This is a genomic window from Aquimarina sp. (assembly GCF_977115655.1).
This window is the reverse complement of sequence record NZ_CDSBKO010000031.1, coordinates 14,285-29,916: the sequence shown is the minus strand read 5'-3', so window position 1 is coordinate 29,916 and position 15,632 is coordinate 14,285. Positions and strand designations below refer to the sequence as shown.

Sequence of the window (15,632 nt, the reverse complement as noted above, 5' to 3'; positions counted from 1 at the left end):
ATTTAGATCTAACCTAACCAATCTTTGTAGTACATGAGTACCCAAAAGTACGATAATTATTTATTAGAAAGCCTTGTTAATGGTAATGAGGCGGGAATCAAAGATATTTATAAAAAAGTATACCCAAAAGTTTTTACCTATGTACGAACCCATGATGGTACAGAGCACGATGCTAAGGATGTTATGCAAAAAGCACTACTACAATTATCTGTTAGAGCACAAGCAAAAGATTTTGCAATAACCTCTAGTTTTGAAGGCTATTTTTTTACTACATGTAAAAATGTTTGGCGACGAGAAGTTAAAATTCATAAATCCAGGGTAACAAATTCTACAGTTATAGATCTGGTACATGAAGAAAGAGAAATAGCTTTAGCAGCTTATGAGCAAGAAAAATGGGAATTGTTTCAACAAAAACTAGAAGAAATCTCAGAAAATTGCAGAAAAATACTTCAGTTTTTTTTTAATAAGATACCATATTCTAAAATTGCAGATACATTAGGGTATGCTACAGAAAATACCGTTAGACAACGTATTTTTAAATGTAAGTCAAAGCTTAAAGAAGCCATACAAACCGATTCTCGATATAATGAATTAAAGGAGTTATGAATAATTTAGAGAAAGAAATAGAAATGTATCTGAACGGAGAGATGACCCTGGAAGAACAGAAAGCTTTTGAAAAAAAAATAGAGTCAGATCCCGTTGCACAAAAAGAATTTAAAATATATAAGGAAATGCATACCTTATATAATGATGCAGATTGGGAGGTATCCAATAATGCTGCTCAAAACGATAAAATTACTACCTATGAAACTTTTTTAAAAAGCGAAAAAGGAAAATCGATAGCCAAAAAAATACAAAAAGCAGAAGATGCCTATTTTAGTTCTTCTTCTACAAAAATTAAAAAGATAATAGTGTATGCAGGATCTATAGCCGCATTGTTGGTAATAGGTTTATTTGTTTTTATACAATTAAATAAAGATATAGATGCTAAAAGCTTATATGCCGAGTACAAAAACTGGAATGACCTTCCGTCATTAAGCTTAAGGGATGGCGTTACAAGTTTATCTGAAGGAGAAATACTTTTTAGAAAAAAGGAGTACGATGCAGCATTACCAATATTTAATTCTTACATATCCAAAAACTCAATACAGAGCAATCCACAAGTTTTATTATATATAGGAGTTACTCAATTAGAATTAGATAAAAACGAAGCAGCGATAAAAAGTTTTGAAAAATTACTTGGCAGCAAGACACTGGATGCGTCAAAAGCATATTGGTATCTTTCTTTAACTTATTTAAAGATAAATAAAGTTGAAGAAGCTAAAAAGCAGTTACAAAACCTGTCAAGAAAACCTCAGGATTATAAATATAAAGAAGCAAAAGAACTTTTAAACAGGTTACAGTGAGCATTTTTTTATCTGCCGGAATAAAATTATAGACGTTTTTTTATACGAAGAAGGCTAAAACAGCCGATTTATTTTACTATTACTACTTTTTTCACTCATAAATTGCCTGAAAAATATTGTCGTTTGTGCAAGAAACACTTTTTTAAAAGATCTATAAAAGTATATTTATTTTACCCTTTTATGATCTATGAAAACTTTTTTAAAGAATAAAAATAAGCAGTAAGACAAATGTTTTTTGAACCTAAACAAAGCATAAAATTATATTGTTTTTAGAAACGTAATATTAGAAGCCTAGGTTAAAGGGATAAAAAAATGCGCCTTAAGGCGCATTTTTACTAGGATTATCGTGGTTTTTGATCTGTAGCGAGAGGGGGGCACGATCCCCCGACCTCCGGGTTATGAATCCGACGCTCTAACCAGCTGAGCTACCTCGCCAAATTTCTTATTACAACAAAACAAAACGGCTTTAAATCGTTTTATTAAGCAGAGCATTTTTTGTAGTACTCTTTAAGAGGGTGCAAATATAAAAACAAATTAGATTGTGGCAAACATTTATGGATAATTAATTTTTTTTTCAATGTACTTTTATAGTATATAATTAATCTATATATTGGCTTACCAACAATTATATGATATGTCTGAAAAAACAAAATATGAACTTGAATTTGTGGTACAGTCATCACCGCAATTATTATATCAATATATTTCAACACCATCTGGGCTATCAGAGTGGTTTGCAGATAATGTAAACTCCAGAGGAGAGCTATTTACATTTATTTGGGATGACTCTGAAGAGGAAGCAAAACTCCTAAGCCGAAAAAGTGGAGAGAGAATTAAATTTAGATGGATAGAAGATGAAGAAGAAGGAAACGATTATTTTTTCGAATTACGTATTCAGGTAGATGAAATAACCAAAGATGTTTCTCTTATGATTACAGATTATTCTGAAGAAGATGAGATTCCTGAAAGTAAAATGCTTTGGGATAATATGATTAGCAACCTTAAACAAGTTTTGGGTTCGGCATAAGCTTTCTTTTTACACATTAAATTTTAAAACCCATAAAATAAACTTTATGGGGCTTTTTTTATGATTAATATTAATGGAAATTTATTAGAGGACGATAACGCATTGCTTACTATTCATAACAGGGGATATAACTATGGGGATGCGTTATTTGAAACTATTCGGGTTAATTCTGGAAATATTTTATTTTGGGAAGACCACTATTTTAGGTTAATGGCTTCTATGCGTATTCTTAGGATGCAAATACCAATGCAATTTACTCCAGAGTTTTTGCAACATGAGATTATAGATATTGTTTCAAAAAATGGGTTAAGCAACAGTTCGGCAAGAGTAAAGTTAATGGTACATAGGGTAGCAGGTGGGTTATATACCCCTTTGTCTAACAAAATAGAATATACGATATCGGTTTCGGCTTTGCAATCTGGTTTTTACACAATTACAGAAAAAGAGTATGAAATTACTTTGTTTAAGGATCATTATGTAGCAGCAGATCTTTTATCTACTTTAAAATCAAATAACAGATTGATAAATATTCTTGGAGGAATTTTTGCTAAAGAGAATGGGTTTGATGGTTGTTTACTTTTAAACTCTAATAAAATGATTGTTGAAGCTTTAAACGGCAACTTGTTTTTGGTAAAAGGAAACACTATAAAAACTCCTCCTTTGACAGATGGGTGCCTTAAAGGAATTGTAAGAACACAATTGTTGCGTATTCTTGATAAACTGCCAGAATATCAATTAGAAGAAGCTTCTATCTCTCCGTTCGAATTACAAAAAGCAGATGAATTATTTATTACTAATGTAATTACAGGTATTTTGCCTGTAACAAAGTTTAGGAAAAAGAGCTATGGATCAAAAACCAGCAAAAGATTATTAGGGATATTAAATACCAGAGTAAGGTTGGGGGATTAATTATAGGCGGGATTTTCTGGAGCATTGGACCAAAGCATATATTCCCCACCTAATTCTATCATTTTTTCTTTCCAGAAAGTATCATAGGATTTACCAAAAATATTCTTTTTGTAATTGTTTTCAACAATGACCCAGGAATTAGCTTCCAATTCTTGGTTTAATTGTTTTGAATCCCAACCAGAATATCCCAGAAAAAACCTGATTTCATTAGGGGTTATTTTGTTTTCGGTAATAAGCTTAGAAACAATAGCAAAATCTCCGCCCCAATAAATACCACTGGATATCTCAACGCTATTGGGTATTAAATCTGGTACTTTATGTATGAAATACAGATTATCCTGCTCTACGGGACCACCATTGTATATTTTAAATTCGGTTTCTATTTCGGGGATTAGATCAGCAAGAAAATAGTCAAGGGGTTTATTCATTATAAACCCAATAGACCCTTGATCACCATGATCTGCCAAAAGAACTACCGAGCGATTAAAAGAGACATCCCCTATAATAGACGGCTCTGCTATTAATAAATGTCCTTTTGTGGGTTGAAGTGATATCATGTTGATAATTTTGGTTATCTTAAATCTAAATAATTATTTCTAAAAATCAAAGCTGTAATGTGTTTTTTGTAATCAAATCATAAAAAAAGCCTCCATACAAGAGGAGGCTTCTGAATAATATCGAAAACGAACTGATTAGTTTACTGAATTTGATAAGTCAGCACCAGCTTTGAACTTAACAACGTTTTTAGCAGCGATTTTAATAGTCTTACCAGTTTGTGGGTTTCTACCTTCTCTTGCAGCTCTTTTTGATACTGACCAAGATCCAAATCCAACCAAAGAAACACGTCCTCCTTTTTTAAGAGTACCTTCAACGTTTCCTAAGAAAGATTCTAAGGCTTTTTTAGCCGCTGCCTTAGTAATTCCAGCGTCAGCTGCCATTGCATCGATTAATTCTGTTTTGTTCATAATTCTGTTTTTAAATTAATTGTTGGTTAAACCAATCTTTATGTTAAACGCTTTACAAATTTATACGGATTTATGATTCATGCAAGCATTAGCCCAGTAAATACAGGGATTTGTTGATAACTCAATACGATTGTTAATAACCAATGTTGTTTTTTATAGATTCTTTAACCCTTATTATACATAGGATTTAACTCATTTTGGCATCTCTGTAAAAGTCATACCCGTTTAGCAAAGCTTTGGACTCCATTACTTTTTTACCAGGTAATTGAAGTTGGTTCACTAAAATATACCCGTTTTGTACAGCAACCTTGATAATTGAATCTTCAATAATAATCTTTCCTGTTTTATAATTATGGGTTTCTGATACAGGGCTGGCATTATATATTTTTATAGTCTCAGATACCCCTTTATTATACAAATTGCACCATGCGGCAGGGTAGGGGCTTAACCCTTTTATTAAATTGTATATAGTGTTAATATCCTCTTCCCAATTAATTTTGGTGTTCTCTCTATTTAATTTATAAGCTGTTTTAAAAGTATCTTCTTTTGGTTGAGGTTTAACACTTGCAGAATCATTTTCTATGGCTTTTATAGTTTCCAAAACAAGTTTAGCGCCCTCTGTCATAAGTTTGTCGTGCAATATGCCAGCAGTATCCTCATCGTTTATGCAAACTTCTTTTTGAAATATAACATTACCAGTATCTATTTTTTCATCAATAAAAAAAGTAGTAATCCCGCTTTTTTTCTCGCCATTAATGATTGCCCAGTTTATTGGTGCTGCTCCCCGATAATCTGGTAAAAGAGAAGCGTGCAAATTAAAAGTGCCATATTTTGGCATATCCCAGACTATCTTTGGCAACATTCTAAATGCTACAACAATATTAAGATTTGCTTTTAAAGAAGTTAATTCTTCAATAAATTTTTCATCCTTAAGATTGGTAGGTTGAAGGACTTTTAAATTTTTGGAGGACGCATATTCTTTTACTGCTGAAGCTCTAAGTTTTCTGCCTCTGCCAGCAGGTTTATCGGGTGCTGTAATCACGCCAACAACATTATATTTATGTTCTATTATTATTTTTAGGGTTTCGACAGCAAAATCTGGCGTTCCCATAAACAGGATTCTTAAATCTCTCATTGGTTCTGTACTAATTGATAGTTGTTGTCAGTATTGATTTTTATAATTTGATGTGTGTTCATTTCTTGTAAAACCCTTAACAATAGTTTTTCAGAATATGGTAATTGTGCCAGTAAATCTCTTGAAGATAAGTTTTTTATCGCTAAAAGCTTTAATATATCTTCTTGTATTTTATTAAGATTTGTAAAATCAGAATTAGTTTTGTTAATAATACAAGAACTGCATATACCACAATCTTTTGTTTCTTTCTCTCCAAAATAATGAAGTAATTGTTTGCTTTTACATATCCTGTTATTTTCAGTAAACTCTATAATAGCGTTTATTTTTTTTATTTTAGAAGCATTTTGTCGTATAAGATGATGTTTTATACGATTTATGGTATGGTCATCTTCTCTGGGGATCAAAAAAATAATTTCGGCATCAGAGATGTGGTGGGTAAACTTCAATAATCCTGCCTCATGCAATGTGTTGAGAACAGCAATAATTGTAGATTCTGGAGTATTGATTTTAGAAGCAATAAGGGGGAGGCTAATTTCTACCTCTTCATCAAAAACCCCTCCGTAGGTTCTTAAAATAGCTTTAGCTATGAGTTCATGGTTTTTATTGTTCTCCATAAACTCCAAAAACTGATTACCTGTAGTTGTAATATGAACACTACTTTTTTTGGTAAACCGTTGTGTAAACCGGATAACCTCGCAACGATCTAAAAATTGAAGGGTATTATAGGCTTTTAAAGTATTAAAATTGTATGTTTTGCAAAATGTATTAAACTCAAAATCATGAATGCTTTGTTCACCTTCCCCATAAGATATTCGAAAATAATTGCAAAGTTTTCTATACACCAATTTTACGGTATCTATATCTGGTAATACTTTTATAAATTGATTGTTTAATCGTTGATTGTCATTTTCATTTTTTAACAGAAAAGCAAAAGATTCTTTTCCATCCCTTCCTGCTCTTCCCGTTTCTTGAAAATAACTTTCTATACTTTCGGGAATAGTATAATGGATTACGGTACGAACATTTGATTTGTCGATTCCCATTCCAAAAGCACTTGTGGCTACCATTACCCTAATATCCTCTTTTAGCCATTGGGTAAATCGTTTGGCTTTCTTTTCGGCATCTACACCTCCATGATAGTATGCACAAGGGTATCCGTTTGCGTTAAGAAAATCACTTAATTCTACAGCAGATTTTCGGTTTCTTACATATACGATCGAAGTACCGGGGTAGGTATTTAATATTTGGGTAAGTTTATAATTTTTATCGACTACTTTTTCTATCCGGTATCCAAGATTAGATCTAAAAAAAGATTGTTTCCATATTTTTGGTTGAAAAAGATCCAGCTCGGTAATAATATCCTCTATAACTTCTGTGGTGGCAGAAGCCGTTAAAGCTATCATTGGTACAGAGGGGTGTATTTTTCGTAGTATTTCTATCTTTTTATAGGAAGGCCTGAAATCGTTTCCCCACTGCGAGATACAATGCGCTTCGTCTACCGCAATAAGGTTAATATTCATTTTTTTTAAACGCTCTTGCACAATATCTTGTTGTAACCGTTCTGGAGATAGATATAAGAACTTATAATTACCGTAAATACAATTATCTAAAAGAGTATCTAGTTCAGTATATTTGATACCACTGGGTAATGCAATAGCTTTAATATTTTTTTGTTGCAGGTTTTTTACCTGATCCTCCATTAATGCTATTAATGGAGAAATAACTATACAAATACCATCTTTTAATAAAGCAGGGATTTGAAAACATACTGATTTTCCTCCTCCTGTAGGTAACAAAGCAAAAGTATCATCTCCTTCCAGTACAGAGTTAATGATTTTTTCCTGAAGAGGCCTGAAAGTATTATGATTCCAATAATGTTGCAATATTTGTAAAGGAGTAGTCATTATAAAACGTTTTGTAATATAAAATCACTACGTTCTTTAATATTCCCAAAAGGAACCTCTGTACAATGATATCCAAAATTGTTATATGCTTCATAAAGATGATGATGTATGCGTAGTGCCTGATCAAAACTTTCGTAACGTTCATTATCTGTTTTATGGATATCTTCCCAGGGGGGGAGTAAAAACACATGATCATATCTGTATTTTTCACATGCGGTCATAAATTCTGCAGGATAGGATTTATTAATATAGTTCATATATGCAATTACATCAGGGATACCTCTGTCAAAGAATATTCTGGATGTTGACATTTTGGTCGCATCGGTATATTGTTTTATGCGGCCATCTATAAGTTTTTGACTAAATAATAAAGGATCTTCCAAAAATAACTGATCTATACCTTGTTGTTGCGCTTCCAGAGTAACTTGCCTTGATATCTCATGAAGGCAATTTTCTCCAATTAATTCAAGATATTCAATGATTGTGGTCTTTCCTGTAGAAGGCCCCCCTATGATAACAATTTTTTTCTTTGCCAAAGGAATAATTTTACTGCAAATTTCGTAATTATAAAAGGATTATGAAAATCATATTGCAATAAGTATAAAGCTCTGTTAAAGTTATATCATAAAAGTGAAATTTTACTAACTTTCTTAACAAGAATAGAAAATTTGTTTATTTAGACTATTTAAATATTAATCTTAAAATTAAAACCCATGCCCGTTTATAATTTAAAAATCAATGGCACCTCACATAAGGTAGAGGCAGAACAGGATACACCGCTTTTATGGGTGTTACGAGATCATCTGGATATGGTTGGTACAAAGTTTGGCTGTGGTATTGGTCAATGCGGAGCGTGTACCATACATGTAGACGGATCTGCTGTCAGAAGTTGTTTGTTGCAAGTTTCTGGAGTAGAAGATATGGAGATCACAACGATAGAAGGTTTGTCTAAAGATACGCTACACCCCGTTCAGGAAGCATGGAAAGAAATAGATGTTCCGCAATGTGGATACTGTCAGGCAGGACAAATAATGTCTGCAGCGGCATTTTTAAACCAAAATAAAAATCCGGATAAAAAAGAGATCAGAGATGCCATGAGTGGTAATATTTGTAGATGCGCTTCTTATAATAGAATAGAAAAAGCGGTAGAACTTGCCGCTGGTAAATTGAGTTAATCTAATTAAATAAATAATAAAATGAAAAATTCTATTTCAAGTCCTTTTAGCAGAAGATCTTTTTTAAAAACATCGGCATTAGCAGGCGGAGGAATGTTAATTGGATTTAACCTGTTTCAGGCATGTAAACCAGAAGTGACACCTCCTGTTGATATTTCTCAATTAAACTTTAATGATTTTAATGCTTTTATCAAGATAGCAGATAACGGAATGGTAACTATTTTTTCACCAAATCCCGAAATCGGACAAGGAGTAAAAACTTCTATGCCTATGCTTATTGCAGAAGAACTGGATGTGTCCTGGGACAATGTTCACGTTGTTCAGGGAGCATTAGATACCAAAAATTTTACCAGGCAAGTAGCAGGAGGAAGCCAGTCTGTTAGACATGGTTGGGAGCCGTTAAGGCAAACAGGAGCAACAGCAAGACAAATGCTTATTAACGCAGCTGCAGCAAAATGGGGAGTGGAAGCATCAGAATGTACAACAAAAAATGGAGTGATTACCAATGCAAAAGGGGATACGATAGGATATGGAGAAGTAGTTAAAGAAGCAGCAATTTTAAAAGTTCCTGAAAATGTAATATTAAAAGACCCAAAAGATTTTAAAATTATAGGAAAAGACATTCCTAATGTAGATATAGATAAAATTATTACAGGAAAACCTCTTTATGGGATAGATTATAAAGAGCAAAAAATGGTATTGGCAAGTGTGTTAAGACCTCCTGCTTTTGGTAAAAAAATGGTTGATTGTAATGATGCAGAGGTTAAAGCTATGCAAGGGGTGATAGATGTAATTAAGTTTGGGGATAAAGTTGCTGTTTTGGCAAAAGATACATGGACTGCAATGAAAGCTAAAAAAGCCTTAAAAGTTAATTGGACCCCGGATACTAAATTAGAAAGTACAGAGGAACATGATAAAATATTGAAAAACCTTTTGGATGGTAAAGAGTTTACAACCTTACGTGCAGATGGAGATGTAAAAAAAGCCTTTGCCGAGGCAGATCAAATAATTGAAAGAGTGTATGAATCCCCGTTTTTGCCACATAATTGTATGGAACCAATGAATTTTTTTGCAGATGTTACCGCAGATAAAGTACGTTTAGTAGGGCCAATACAAACACCAGAAGGAACTGCACAAAGAGTTGCAGAATTATTAAAGAGGGATGTACAAGATGTATCGGTAGAAATGACCAGAATGGGAGGTGGGTTTGGAAGACGCCTTTATGGGGATTTTGCTTTAGAAGCTGCAGAAATATCGAAGATCGCACAAAAACCGGTAAAAGTAATATATTCCAGAGAGGATGATATGTCTGCCGGTATATACAGACCAGCTATTAAATATAAAATTAGTGCCTCGGTCAAAGATGGCAATATTACAGGGTATCATCTTAAAGAAGCATCTGTAAATTCAAATATGTATGGATTGATTCCCAATTTTTTTCCGGCAGGAGCTATAGAAAATTATCAGGTAGATGTGGCAAACTATACCAGTAATATTACTACAGGGGCATGGAGGGCACCATATACTAATTTTTTATCTTTTGCAGAGCAGAGCTTTTTTGATGAACTGGCAGAACTGTTAGAGATAGATCGAATCCAGCTTCGCTTAAATTTATTGCAAAAAGTAAAAGGAACTACAGACGAAAGGATTCAATATTCGCCAGAAAGATTAGAAAAAGTAATTCAGGTCGCAGTAGAAAAATCCGGATGGGGCAAAACAAAACAAGGTGTATATCAAGGATTTAGTGCATATTATTGCCATAATACTCACGTAGCCGAAGTTGCAGATGTTGTACTGGAAAATGATATCCCGGTAGTTAAAAAAATTACATGTGTAGTAGATTGTGGTATCGTAGTAAATCCATTGGGGGCCAAAAACCAAATTGAAGGAGGAGTAATAGATGGTGTAGGACATGCAATGTACGGGGATTTTTCTTTTAAAGAAGGAGAACCGCAAGATAAAAACTTTAATACCTATCGTTTGATACGTTTAAATGAAACCCCAATGGTCGAAACCCATTTTATAGATAATGATTTTGCCCCCACAGGACTAGGTGAGCCAACCTTACCACCTGCAGGAGCAGCTGTTGCCAATGCAATAAAAGCAGCCAAAGGAGTGCGATTGTATAAACAACCATTTATTAATAATATGAATTACAAAGCACCACTGGGATAGTATTTTTATGACGCATGAATTTAAAAAAATAATAGAAGGTTATAAAAAAGCCAAGCAGCTCAAAATACCGGCTGTTATGGCTACAGTAGTAGATGTAGAAGGATCTTCTTATCGAAGACCAGGAGTGGGAATGTTGATACTTCAAAATGGAAAAACAACAGGAGCAGTTAGTGGTGGTTGTGTAGAAAAAGAAGTATTAAGACAAGCACAATCTGTTTTTGTCTCAGGAAAACCAAAAATAATGACCTATGATGGCAAATACCGTTTAGGGTGCGAAGGGGTATTGTATATTTTAATTGAAAAACTAGAGGCAACTACCAATACTATTGCAGAGATACAGAAACATCTAACATTAAGGATCCCCTTTGAAATTAGTTCCTGGTATTCAAAAACCGAATGCAGTTCTCCAACAATGGGATCTGTTATTAAATTTAAAAATGGAAATGAATTTTCTTTTTCAGAAATTAATCAGTCAGATCTTACCTTAGATATTTTTAAAAGAGATATACTACCATGTTTCAGGTTGTTTATTATAGGAGCAGAACATGATGCAGCAGAACTCTGTAAATTAGCTAGTGCAACAGGATGGGAAGTTATTGTAATAGGATCGCCCAAAAATCCCAAAAAAACAGAAGATTTTCCCGGGGTACAAGAAATACTGCTAAGCTCTCCAGAGGATTTAAACATTGGACATTTAGATAATCAAACTGCAATTGTAGTAATGACCCATAATTTTGCCAAAGATTTATTATATCTACAAGCTATAAAAGATACCAAACCAATTTATATTGGATTGTTAGGACCAGCGCGTCGACGAGAAAAAATACTTTCTGCCTTTATAGAATATTTTCCAGATGTTCCGGACCCGTTTTTAGATAGTATACACGGTCCCGCAGGTTTAAACCTGGGAGCAGAAACCCCTCAGGAAATAGCTATTTCGATTATAGCCGAAATTTTATCTGTTATCAGAAAACAAAATCCAATACCGCTTCAAGAAAAAAAAGGCGCTATTCATACCAGTTCTAATCAAAAAACTATGGATGCAACATCTGTTAAACCCTAAAATAGCCGTACTTATTCTGGCAGCAGGCTCTTCAAGCAGGATGGGGAGCCCAAAACAATTATTGCCATGGAAAAAAACCACACTAATCGGTCACTCTGTAGAACAAGCACTGGCTTTACAACAAAAATCAGTTTATGTTGTTTTGGGAGCAAATTATAAACTAATTTATAATAAAATACGTCATTTTCCGGTAACTGTAATTCATAACACAAACTGGCAGTCCGGAATAGGATCTTCTATAAGTTTTGGAATTAAAAATATAATACAAAATAATGCGTATTACGATGCTGTATTGATCTTATTAACAGATCAGCCTTTAATAGATAATCAACATTTGGATAGATTAATTACCAAATATAAAACAAATACAAATCTTTTTGTAGCCACCGGCTTAAAAAGCAGAGCAGGAGTGCCCGCTATTATTCCGTCAAGCCATTTTAATCAACTATTGGATTTGAAAGAAGATTTTGGAGCAAGATATATTCTCAAGCAAAATAAAAACAAAGTAGTAGTGGTTTCGGCCTTTGATAAAGGGGCAGATATAGATACACAAAAGGAATATAAAGCAGTATTAAAAACAATTTCGCTATACGATAATCCTTAAAAGTATTTAATTTTATATTTCATAAACTGTATCTTTGACCCAAATTTTGAATTTATGGATGGTAAAAAAGACCAGGAAGAATTTTATAAAAAGCTAAAAACACAACTAGCAGATACAGCGTTATGGCCAACAGTATATTTATACAAATTTATAGTACCCACAGATAATAGTAAAATAAGCCAAATAGAAACGATTTTTGATAACCATGGTGCAGTGATTACTACCAAGCAATCAAAAAACGGCAAGTATACCAGTGTATCTATAAATGTACGAATGAAAAACCCGGACTATGTAATTATAAAATATAAAGAAGTAATTTCTAAAGTAGAAGGCGTAATATCTTTATAGTACAAAAAAACAGGATAGCTTAATATAAAACAAGATGGTCAAGTCAAAAAAGTTCTAAAACCACTTTGAAAAGCAAATAAATTTAATAATCGCACTATATACTTAGTTTTATTTTAGTATTTTGCGAACCAAATTATAGAATAGTCCAAAAAATAATCAATTGCTAAAGAAAATCTATATAAGTTTATAAAAGAAATACTTATAGATTATTTTCAAAAATTCACATTAGCAGCACTATACATATTGATTTTTAAAACTATTTCTACACAATTTTTACATACATTTTATGGATATATATAATATAGAATACAATACTGAGCGTGAAAAGCTTATTATTCCGGAATATGGTCGTCATTTACAAAAAATGATTAACTATGCTGTAGCTATTGAAGATAGAGAAGAACGAAATAAAGTAGCTAAGTCTATTATAGCAGTGATGGGAAACCTACAGCCACACCTTCGTGATGTACCCGAGTTTCAGCATAAATTGTGGGATCAATTATTTATAATAAGTGATTTTAAACTGGATGTTGATACTCCTTTTCCGGTATTGACCAAAGAAAAATTACAAGAAAGACCAGAACCATTAGATTATCCTCAAAATTTTCCGAAATACCGTTTTTACGGAAATAACATCAAAAGGATGATAGATGTGGCAAATAGTTGGGAAGACGGAGATTTGAAAAATGCCCTTACCTTGACCATTGCAAACCACATGAAAAAATGCTATCTGAATTGGAATAAAGATACCGTAGAGGATAGCGCAATATTTAATCATCTTTATGAATTGAGCGGTGGAAAAATAAATTTGAAAGGTAGTGATGAAGACCTTACAGATTCTACCAATTTAATGAGAAGTAAAAAGAAAAAACATAGCACTAGTAGTAATAGCGGAGCTAAAAAAAATTATCGAAGCAATAACAATAATAATAGAGGAAAGAAACGCTATTAAATCCAACCTAAAATAACCAATAACTACTTACGATTACATGGGTACTTTTCAGATAGAAGGAGGGCATCAACTTAAAGGTGAAATTACACCTCAGGGAGCTAAAAATGAAGCCTTGCAAATTCTTTGTGCAGTATTACTAACGCCAAAAGAAGTTGTGATCTCTAATATACCGGATATTAGGGATGTAAATAAATTAATAGATATTCTTAGTAATCTAGGAGTAAAGATCCAAAAACTGGGCAAAGGAAAATATTCATTTAAGAGTGACCAGCTTAATTTGCAATATCTGGAGAGCGAACAATTTAAAAAAGAAGGAAGCGGGCTTAGGGGATCTATAATGATTGTTGGGCCTCTCTTGGCCAGATACGGAAAAGGATATATCCCAAGACCAGGAGGCGATAAAATAGGAAGAAGACGTTTGGATACCCACTTTGAAGGATTTATAAATCTGGGAGCAAAGTTTAGATATAATAAAGAAGAGCGTTTTTATGGGGTTGAAGCCCCGGAAGGACTTACAGGCACCTATATGTTACTGGATGAAGCATCCGTTACAGGTACTGCCAATATTGTTATGGCCGCTGTTTTGGCTAAAGGAACCACAACTATATATAATGCAGCTTGCGAACCCTATTTACAACAGTTGTGTAAGATGCTCAATTCTATGGGAGCAAAAATATCCGGAGTAGGTTCAAATTTATTGGTAATCGAAGGAGTGACAGAATTAGCAGGATGTGACCATAAAGTATTGCCAGATATGATCGAAATAGGATCCTGGATAGGACTGGCTGCAATGACCAAGAGCGAAATTACTATTAAAAATGTAAGCTGGGAAAACCTTGGACTTATACCTAATACCTTTAAAAAATTAGGGATTACTATAGAAAAAAAAGGCGATGATATATATATTCCCGCACATAAAAACGGGTATCAAATAGAAAGCTATATCGATGGATCTTTTATGACTATAGCCGATGCCCCGTGGCCAGGTTTTACACCAGATTTACTAAGTATAGTATTGGTAGTAGCAACACAAGCCAGAGGAGAAGTTATGGTACATCAAAAAATGTTTGAAAGCCGTCTGTTTTTTGTAGATAAATTAATAGATATGGGCGCAAAGATTATATTATGCGATCCACACAGGGCAACTATAATAGGTCATGATTTTAAATCCAAATTAAAAGCCACTACAATGGTTTCACCAGATATTAGAGCCGGGATTTCTTTATTAATAGCAGCATTAAGCGCAAAAGGAACATCTACAATTCATAATATAGAACAAATAGATCGTGGATATGAAAATATAGACGAACGTTTAAGAGCAATTGGAGCAAAAATTATTAGAATAGAATAAATAACAAATACCTTTTTTTATAACAAAGCCCCCAATGTGTGTTTACAAACACACATTGGGGGCTTTGTTATACCAGTTATTGTTTGAATTTATATCATTTTCACTTTGAAATTTGTGTGTATAAAAATGAATTTATTTTTTAAATCCGGGTTATACAATTAGAACTTCATGATGAGACTTTGAGCTATCCTAAACATAATGATTTTCTTAGTTTTAGCTATAGTTAGTCTCTCCTGAGTTTATAAAAGGCTATGGTTAAATTGAAAGATCAAGAGTAACGGTTGTATTTGCAGTAGATTAAAGGTGTAATAGATTTTTTATTGTATAATTTTGGTTACATATTCACGACAAAAAAATGTGTTAAAAAGAAGGATTTGCACCTTAAATCAGCCTGTCAGAATAACTACAACACACATAGATTGATGTTCCGCAGGGTGCTGTGAGAACAGGGATATTTTAACCTTCCAACAACCTCCAACCTCCAACCTCCAACCTCCGACATCGGACCTCCGACCTCCGACATCGGACTCCCGACTTCCAACTTCCAACCTCCAACCTCCGACACCCGACACCCGACTCCTGACATCGGACTCCCGACCTCCAACCTCCGACATCGGA

At 33.5% G+C, this 15,632-nt stretch carries 16 protein-coding genes and 1 tRNA gene; 11 read left to right on the top strand and 6 right to left on the bottom strand.

Annotated features, from left to right (window positions below; all coding sequences use genetic code 11):
* Nucleotides 1-33 precede the first annotated feature (33 nt).
* Nucleotides 34-606, top strand: coding sequence for an RNA polymerase sigma factor (locus ACZIYX_RS13775; RefSeq protein WP_462682827.1), 573 nt, complete (start codon nt 34-36; stop codon nt 604-606).
* Complete coding sequence (locus ACZIYX_RS13770; RefSeq protein WP_462682826.1) at nt 603-1,406, top strand: tetratricopeptide repeat protein; 804 nt, start codon at nt 603-605, stop codon at nt 1,404-1,406. Before ACZIYX_RS13775 ends, ACZIYX_RS13770 begins: the two co-directional genes overlap by 4 nt.
* A gap of 361 nt (nt 1,407-1,767) precedes the next feature.
* Here the strand turns inward: ACZIYX_RS13770 and ACZIYX_RS13765 are convergent.
* A tRNA-Met gene (locus ACZIYX_RS13765) sits at nt 1,768-1,841 on the bottom strand.
* A 199-nt stretch (nt 1,842-2,040) separates the two neighbouring features.
* On the opposite strand from ACZIYX_RS13765, the gene ACZIYX_RS13760 reads away from it, so the two are divergent.
* On the top strand, nt 2,041-2,433 hold the full coding sequence (locus ACZIYX_RS13760; RefSeq protein WP_462682825.1) for an START-like domain-containing protein: 393 nt from the start codon (nt 2,041-2,043) through the stop codon (nt 2,431-2,433).
* A gap of 60 nt (nt 2,434-2,493) precedes the next feature.
* Entirely contained in the window at nt 2,494-3,342 is an 849-nt protein-coding gene (locus ACZIYX_RS13755) for an aminotransferase class IV (protein WP_462682824.1), read from the top strand.
* On the opposite strand, the gene ACZIYX_RS13750 is transcribed toward ACZIYX_RS13755, so the two are convergent.
* The 5 genes from ACZIYX_RS13750 to ACZIYX_RS13730 all read right to left on the bottom strand — a co-directional run bounded on the left by ACZIYX_RS13750 (nt 3,339) and on the right by ACZIYX_RS13730 (nt 7,882).
* Nucleotides 3,339-3,899 (bottom strand): YqgE/AlgH family protein, encoded by a 561-nt coding sequence (locus tag ACZIYX_RS13750; protein ID WP_462682823.1) that lies wholly within the window; start codon nt 3,897-3,899, stop codon nt 3,339-3,341. The two genes, ACZIYX_RS13755 and ACZIYX_RS13750, sit on opposite strands and share 4 nt — an antisense overlap.
* Nucleotides 3,900-4,034: 135 nt before the next feature.
* Nucleotides 4,035-4,307 carry an HU family DNA-binding protein gene (locus ACZIYX_RS13745; protein WP_140589563.1) on the bottom strand — a complete coding sequence of 91 codons (273 nt, stop codon included), beginning with the start codon at nt 4,305-4,307 and terminating at the stop codon, nt 4,035-4,037.
* 187 nt (nt 4,308-4,494) lie between these two features.
* Nucleotides 4,495-5,442, bottom strand: coding sequence for a methionyl-tRNA formyltransferase (gene fmt / locus ACZIYX_RS13740; protein ID WP_462682822.1), 948 nt, complete (start codon nt 5,440-5,442; stop codon nt 4,495-4,497).
* On the bottom strand, nt 5,439-7,346 hold the full coding sequence (locus tag ACZIYX_RS13735) for a RecQ family ATP-dependent DNA helicase (protein ID WP_462682821.1): 1,908 nt from the start codon (nt 7,344-7,346) through the stop codon (nt 5,439-5,441). The genes fmt and ACZIYX_RS13735 overlap by 4 nt, the downstream gene beginning before the upstream one ends.
* The gene (locus ACZIYX_RS13730) at nt 7,346-7,882 is read right to left on the bottom strand and encodes an AAA family ATPase (protein WP_462682820.1); all 537 of its coding nucleotides are present in this window, start codon (nt 7,880-7,882) and stop codon (nt 7,346-7,348) included. Before ACZIYX_RS13730 ends, ACZIYX_RS13735 begins: the two co-directional genes overlap by 1 nt.
* Nucleotides 7,883-8,059: 177 nt before the next feature.
* Between ACZIYX_RS13730 and ACZIYX_RS13725 the strand changes: the two genes are divergently transcribed.
* The 7 genes from ACZIYX_RS13725 (at nt 8,060) to murA (ending at nt 15,014) form a co-directional block, all read left to right on the top strand.
* Entirely contained in the window at nt 8,060-8,521 is a 462-nt protein-coding gene (locus ACZIYX_RS13725; protein WP_462682819.1) for a (2Fe-2S)-binding protein, read from the top strand.
* 21 nt (nt 8,522-8,542) lie between these two features.
* A complete protein-coding gene (locus ACZIYX_RS13720) occupies nt 8,543-10,696 on the top strand; it encodes a molybdopterin cofactor-binding domain-containing protein (RefSeq protein WP_462682818.1) in 2,154 nt (717 codons plus the stop codon).
* Between the two features lie 76 nt (nt 10,697-10,772).
* Nucleotides 10,773-11,759, top strand: a complete 987-nt coding sequence (locus tag ACZIYX_RS13715) for an XdhC family protein (protein ID WP_462682817.1) — start codon at nt 10,773-10,775, stop codon at nt 11,757-11,759.
* Entirely contained in the window at nt 11,737-12,363 is a 627-nt protein-coding gene (locus ACZIYX_RS13710; RefSeq protein WP_462682816.1) for a nucleotidyltransferase family protein, read from the top strand. The genes ACZIYX_RS13715 and ACZIYX_RS13710 overlap by 23 nt, the downstream gene beginning before the upstream one ends.
* Before the next feature lie 54 nt (nt 12,364-12,417).
* A complete protein-coding gene (locus ACZIYX_RS13705; protein WP_462682815.1) occupies nt 12,418-12,711 on the top strand; it encodes a DUF493 family protein in 294 nt (97 codons plus the stop codon).
* Nucleotides 12,712-12,997: 286 nt separating this feature from the next.
* The gene (locus ACZIYX_RS13700; RefSeq protein WP_462682814.1) at nt 12,998-13,663 is read left to right on the top strand and encodes a DUF4290 domain-containing protein; all 666 of its coding nucleotides are present in this window, start codon (nt 12,998-13,000) and stop codon (nt 13,661-13,663) included.
* A 37-nt stretch (nt 13,664-13,700) separates the two neighbouring features.
* On the top strand, nt 13,701-15,014 hold the full coding sequence (gene murA / locus ACZIYX_RS13695) for a UDP-N-acetylglucosamine 1-carboxyvinyltransferase (protein WP_462682813.1): 1,314 nt from the start codon (nt 13,701-13,703) through the stop codon (nt 15,012-15,014).
* Nucleotides 15,015-15,632: the final 618 nt, after the last annotated feature.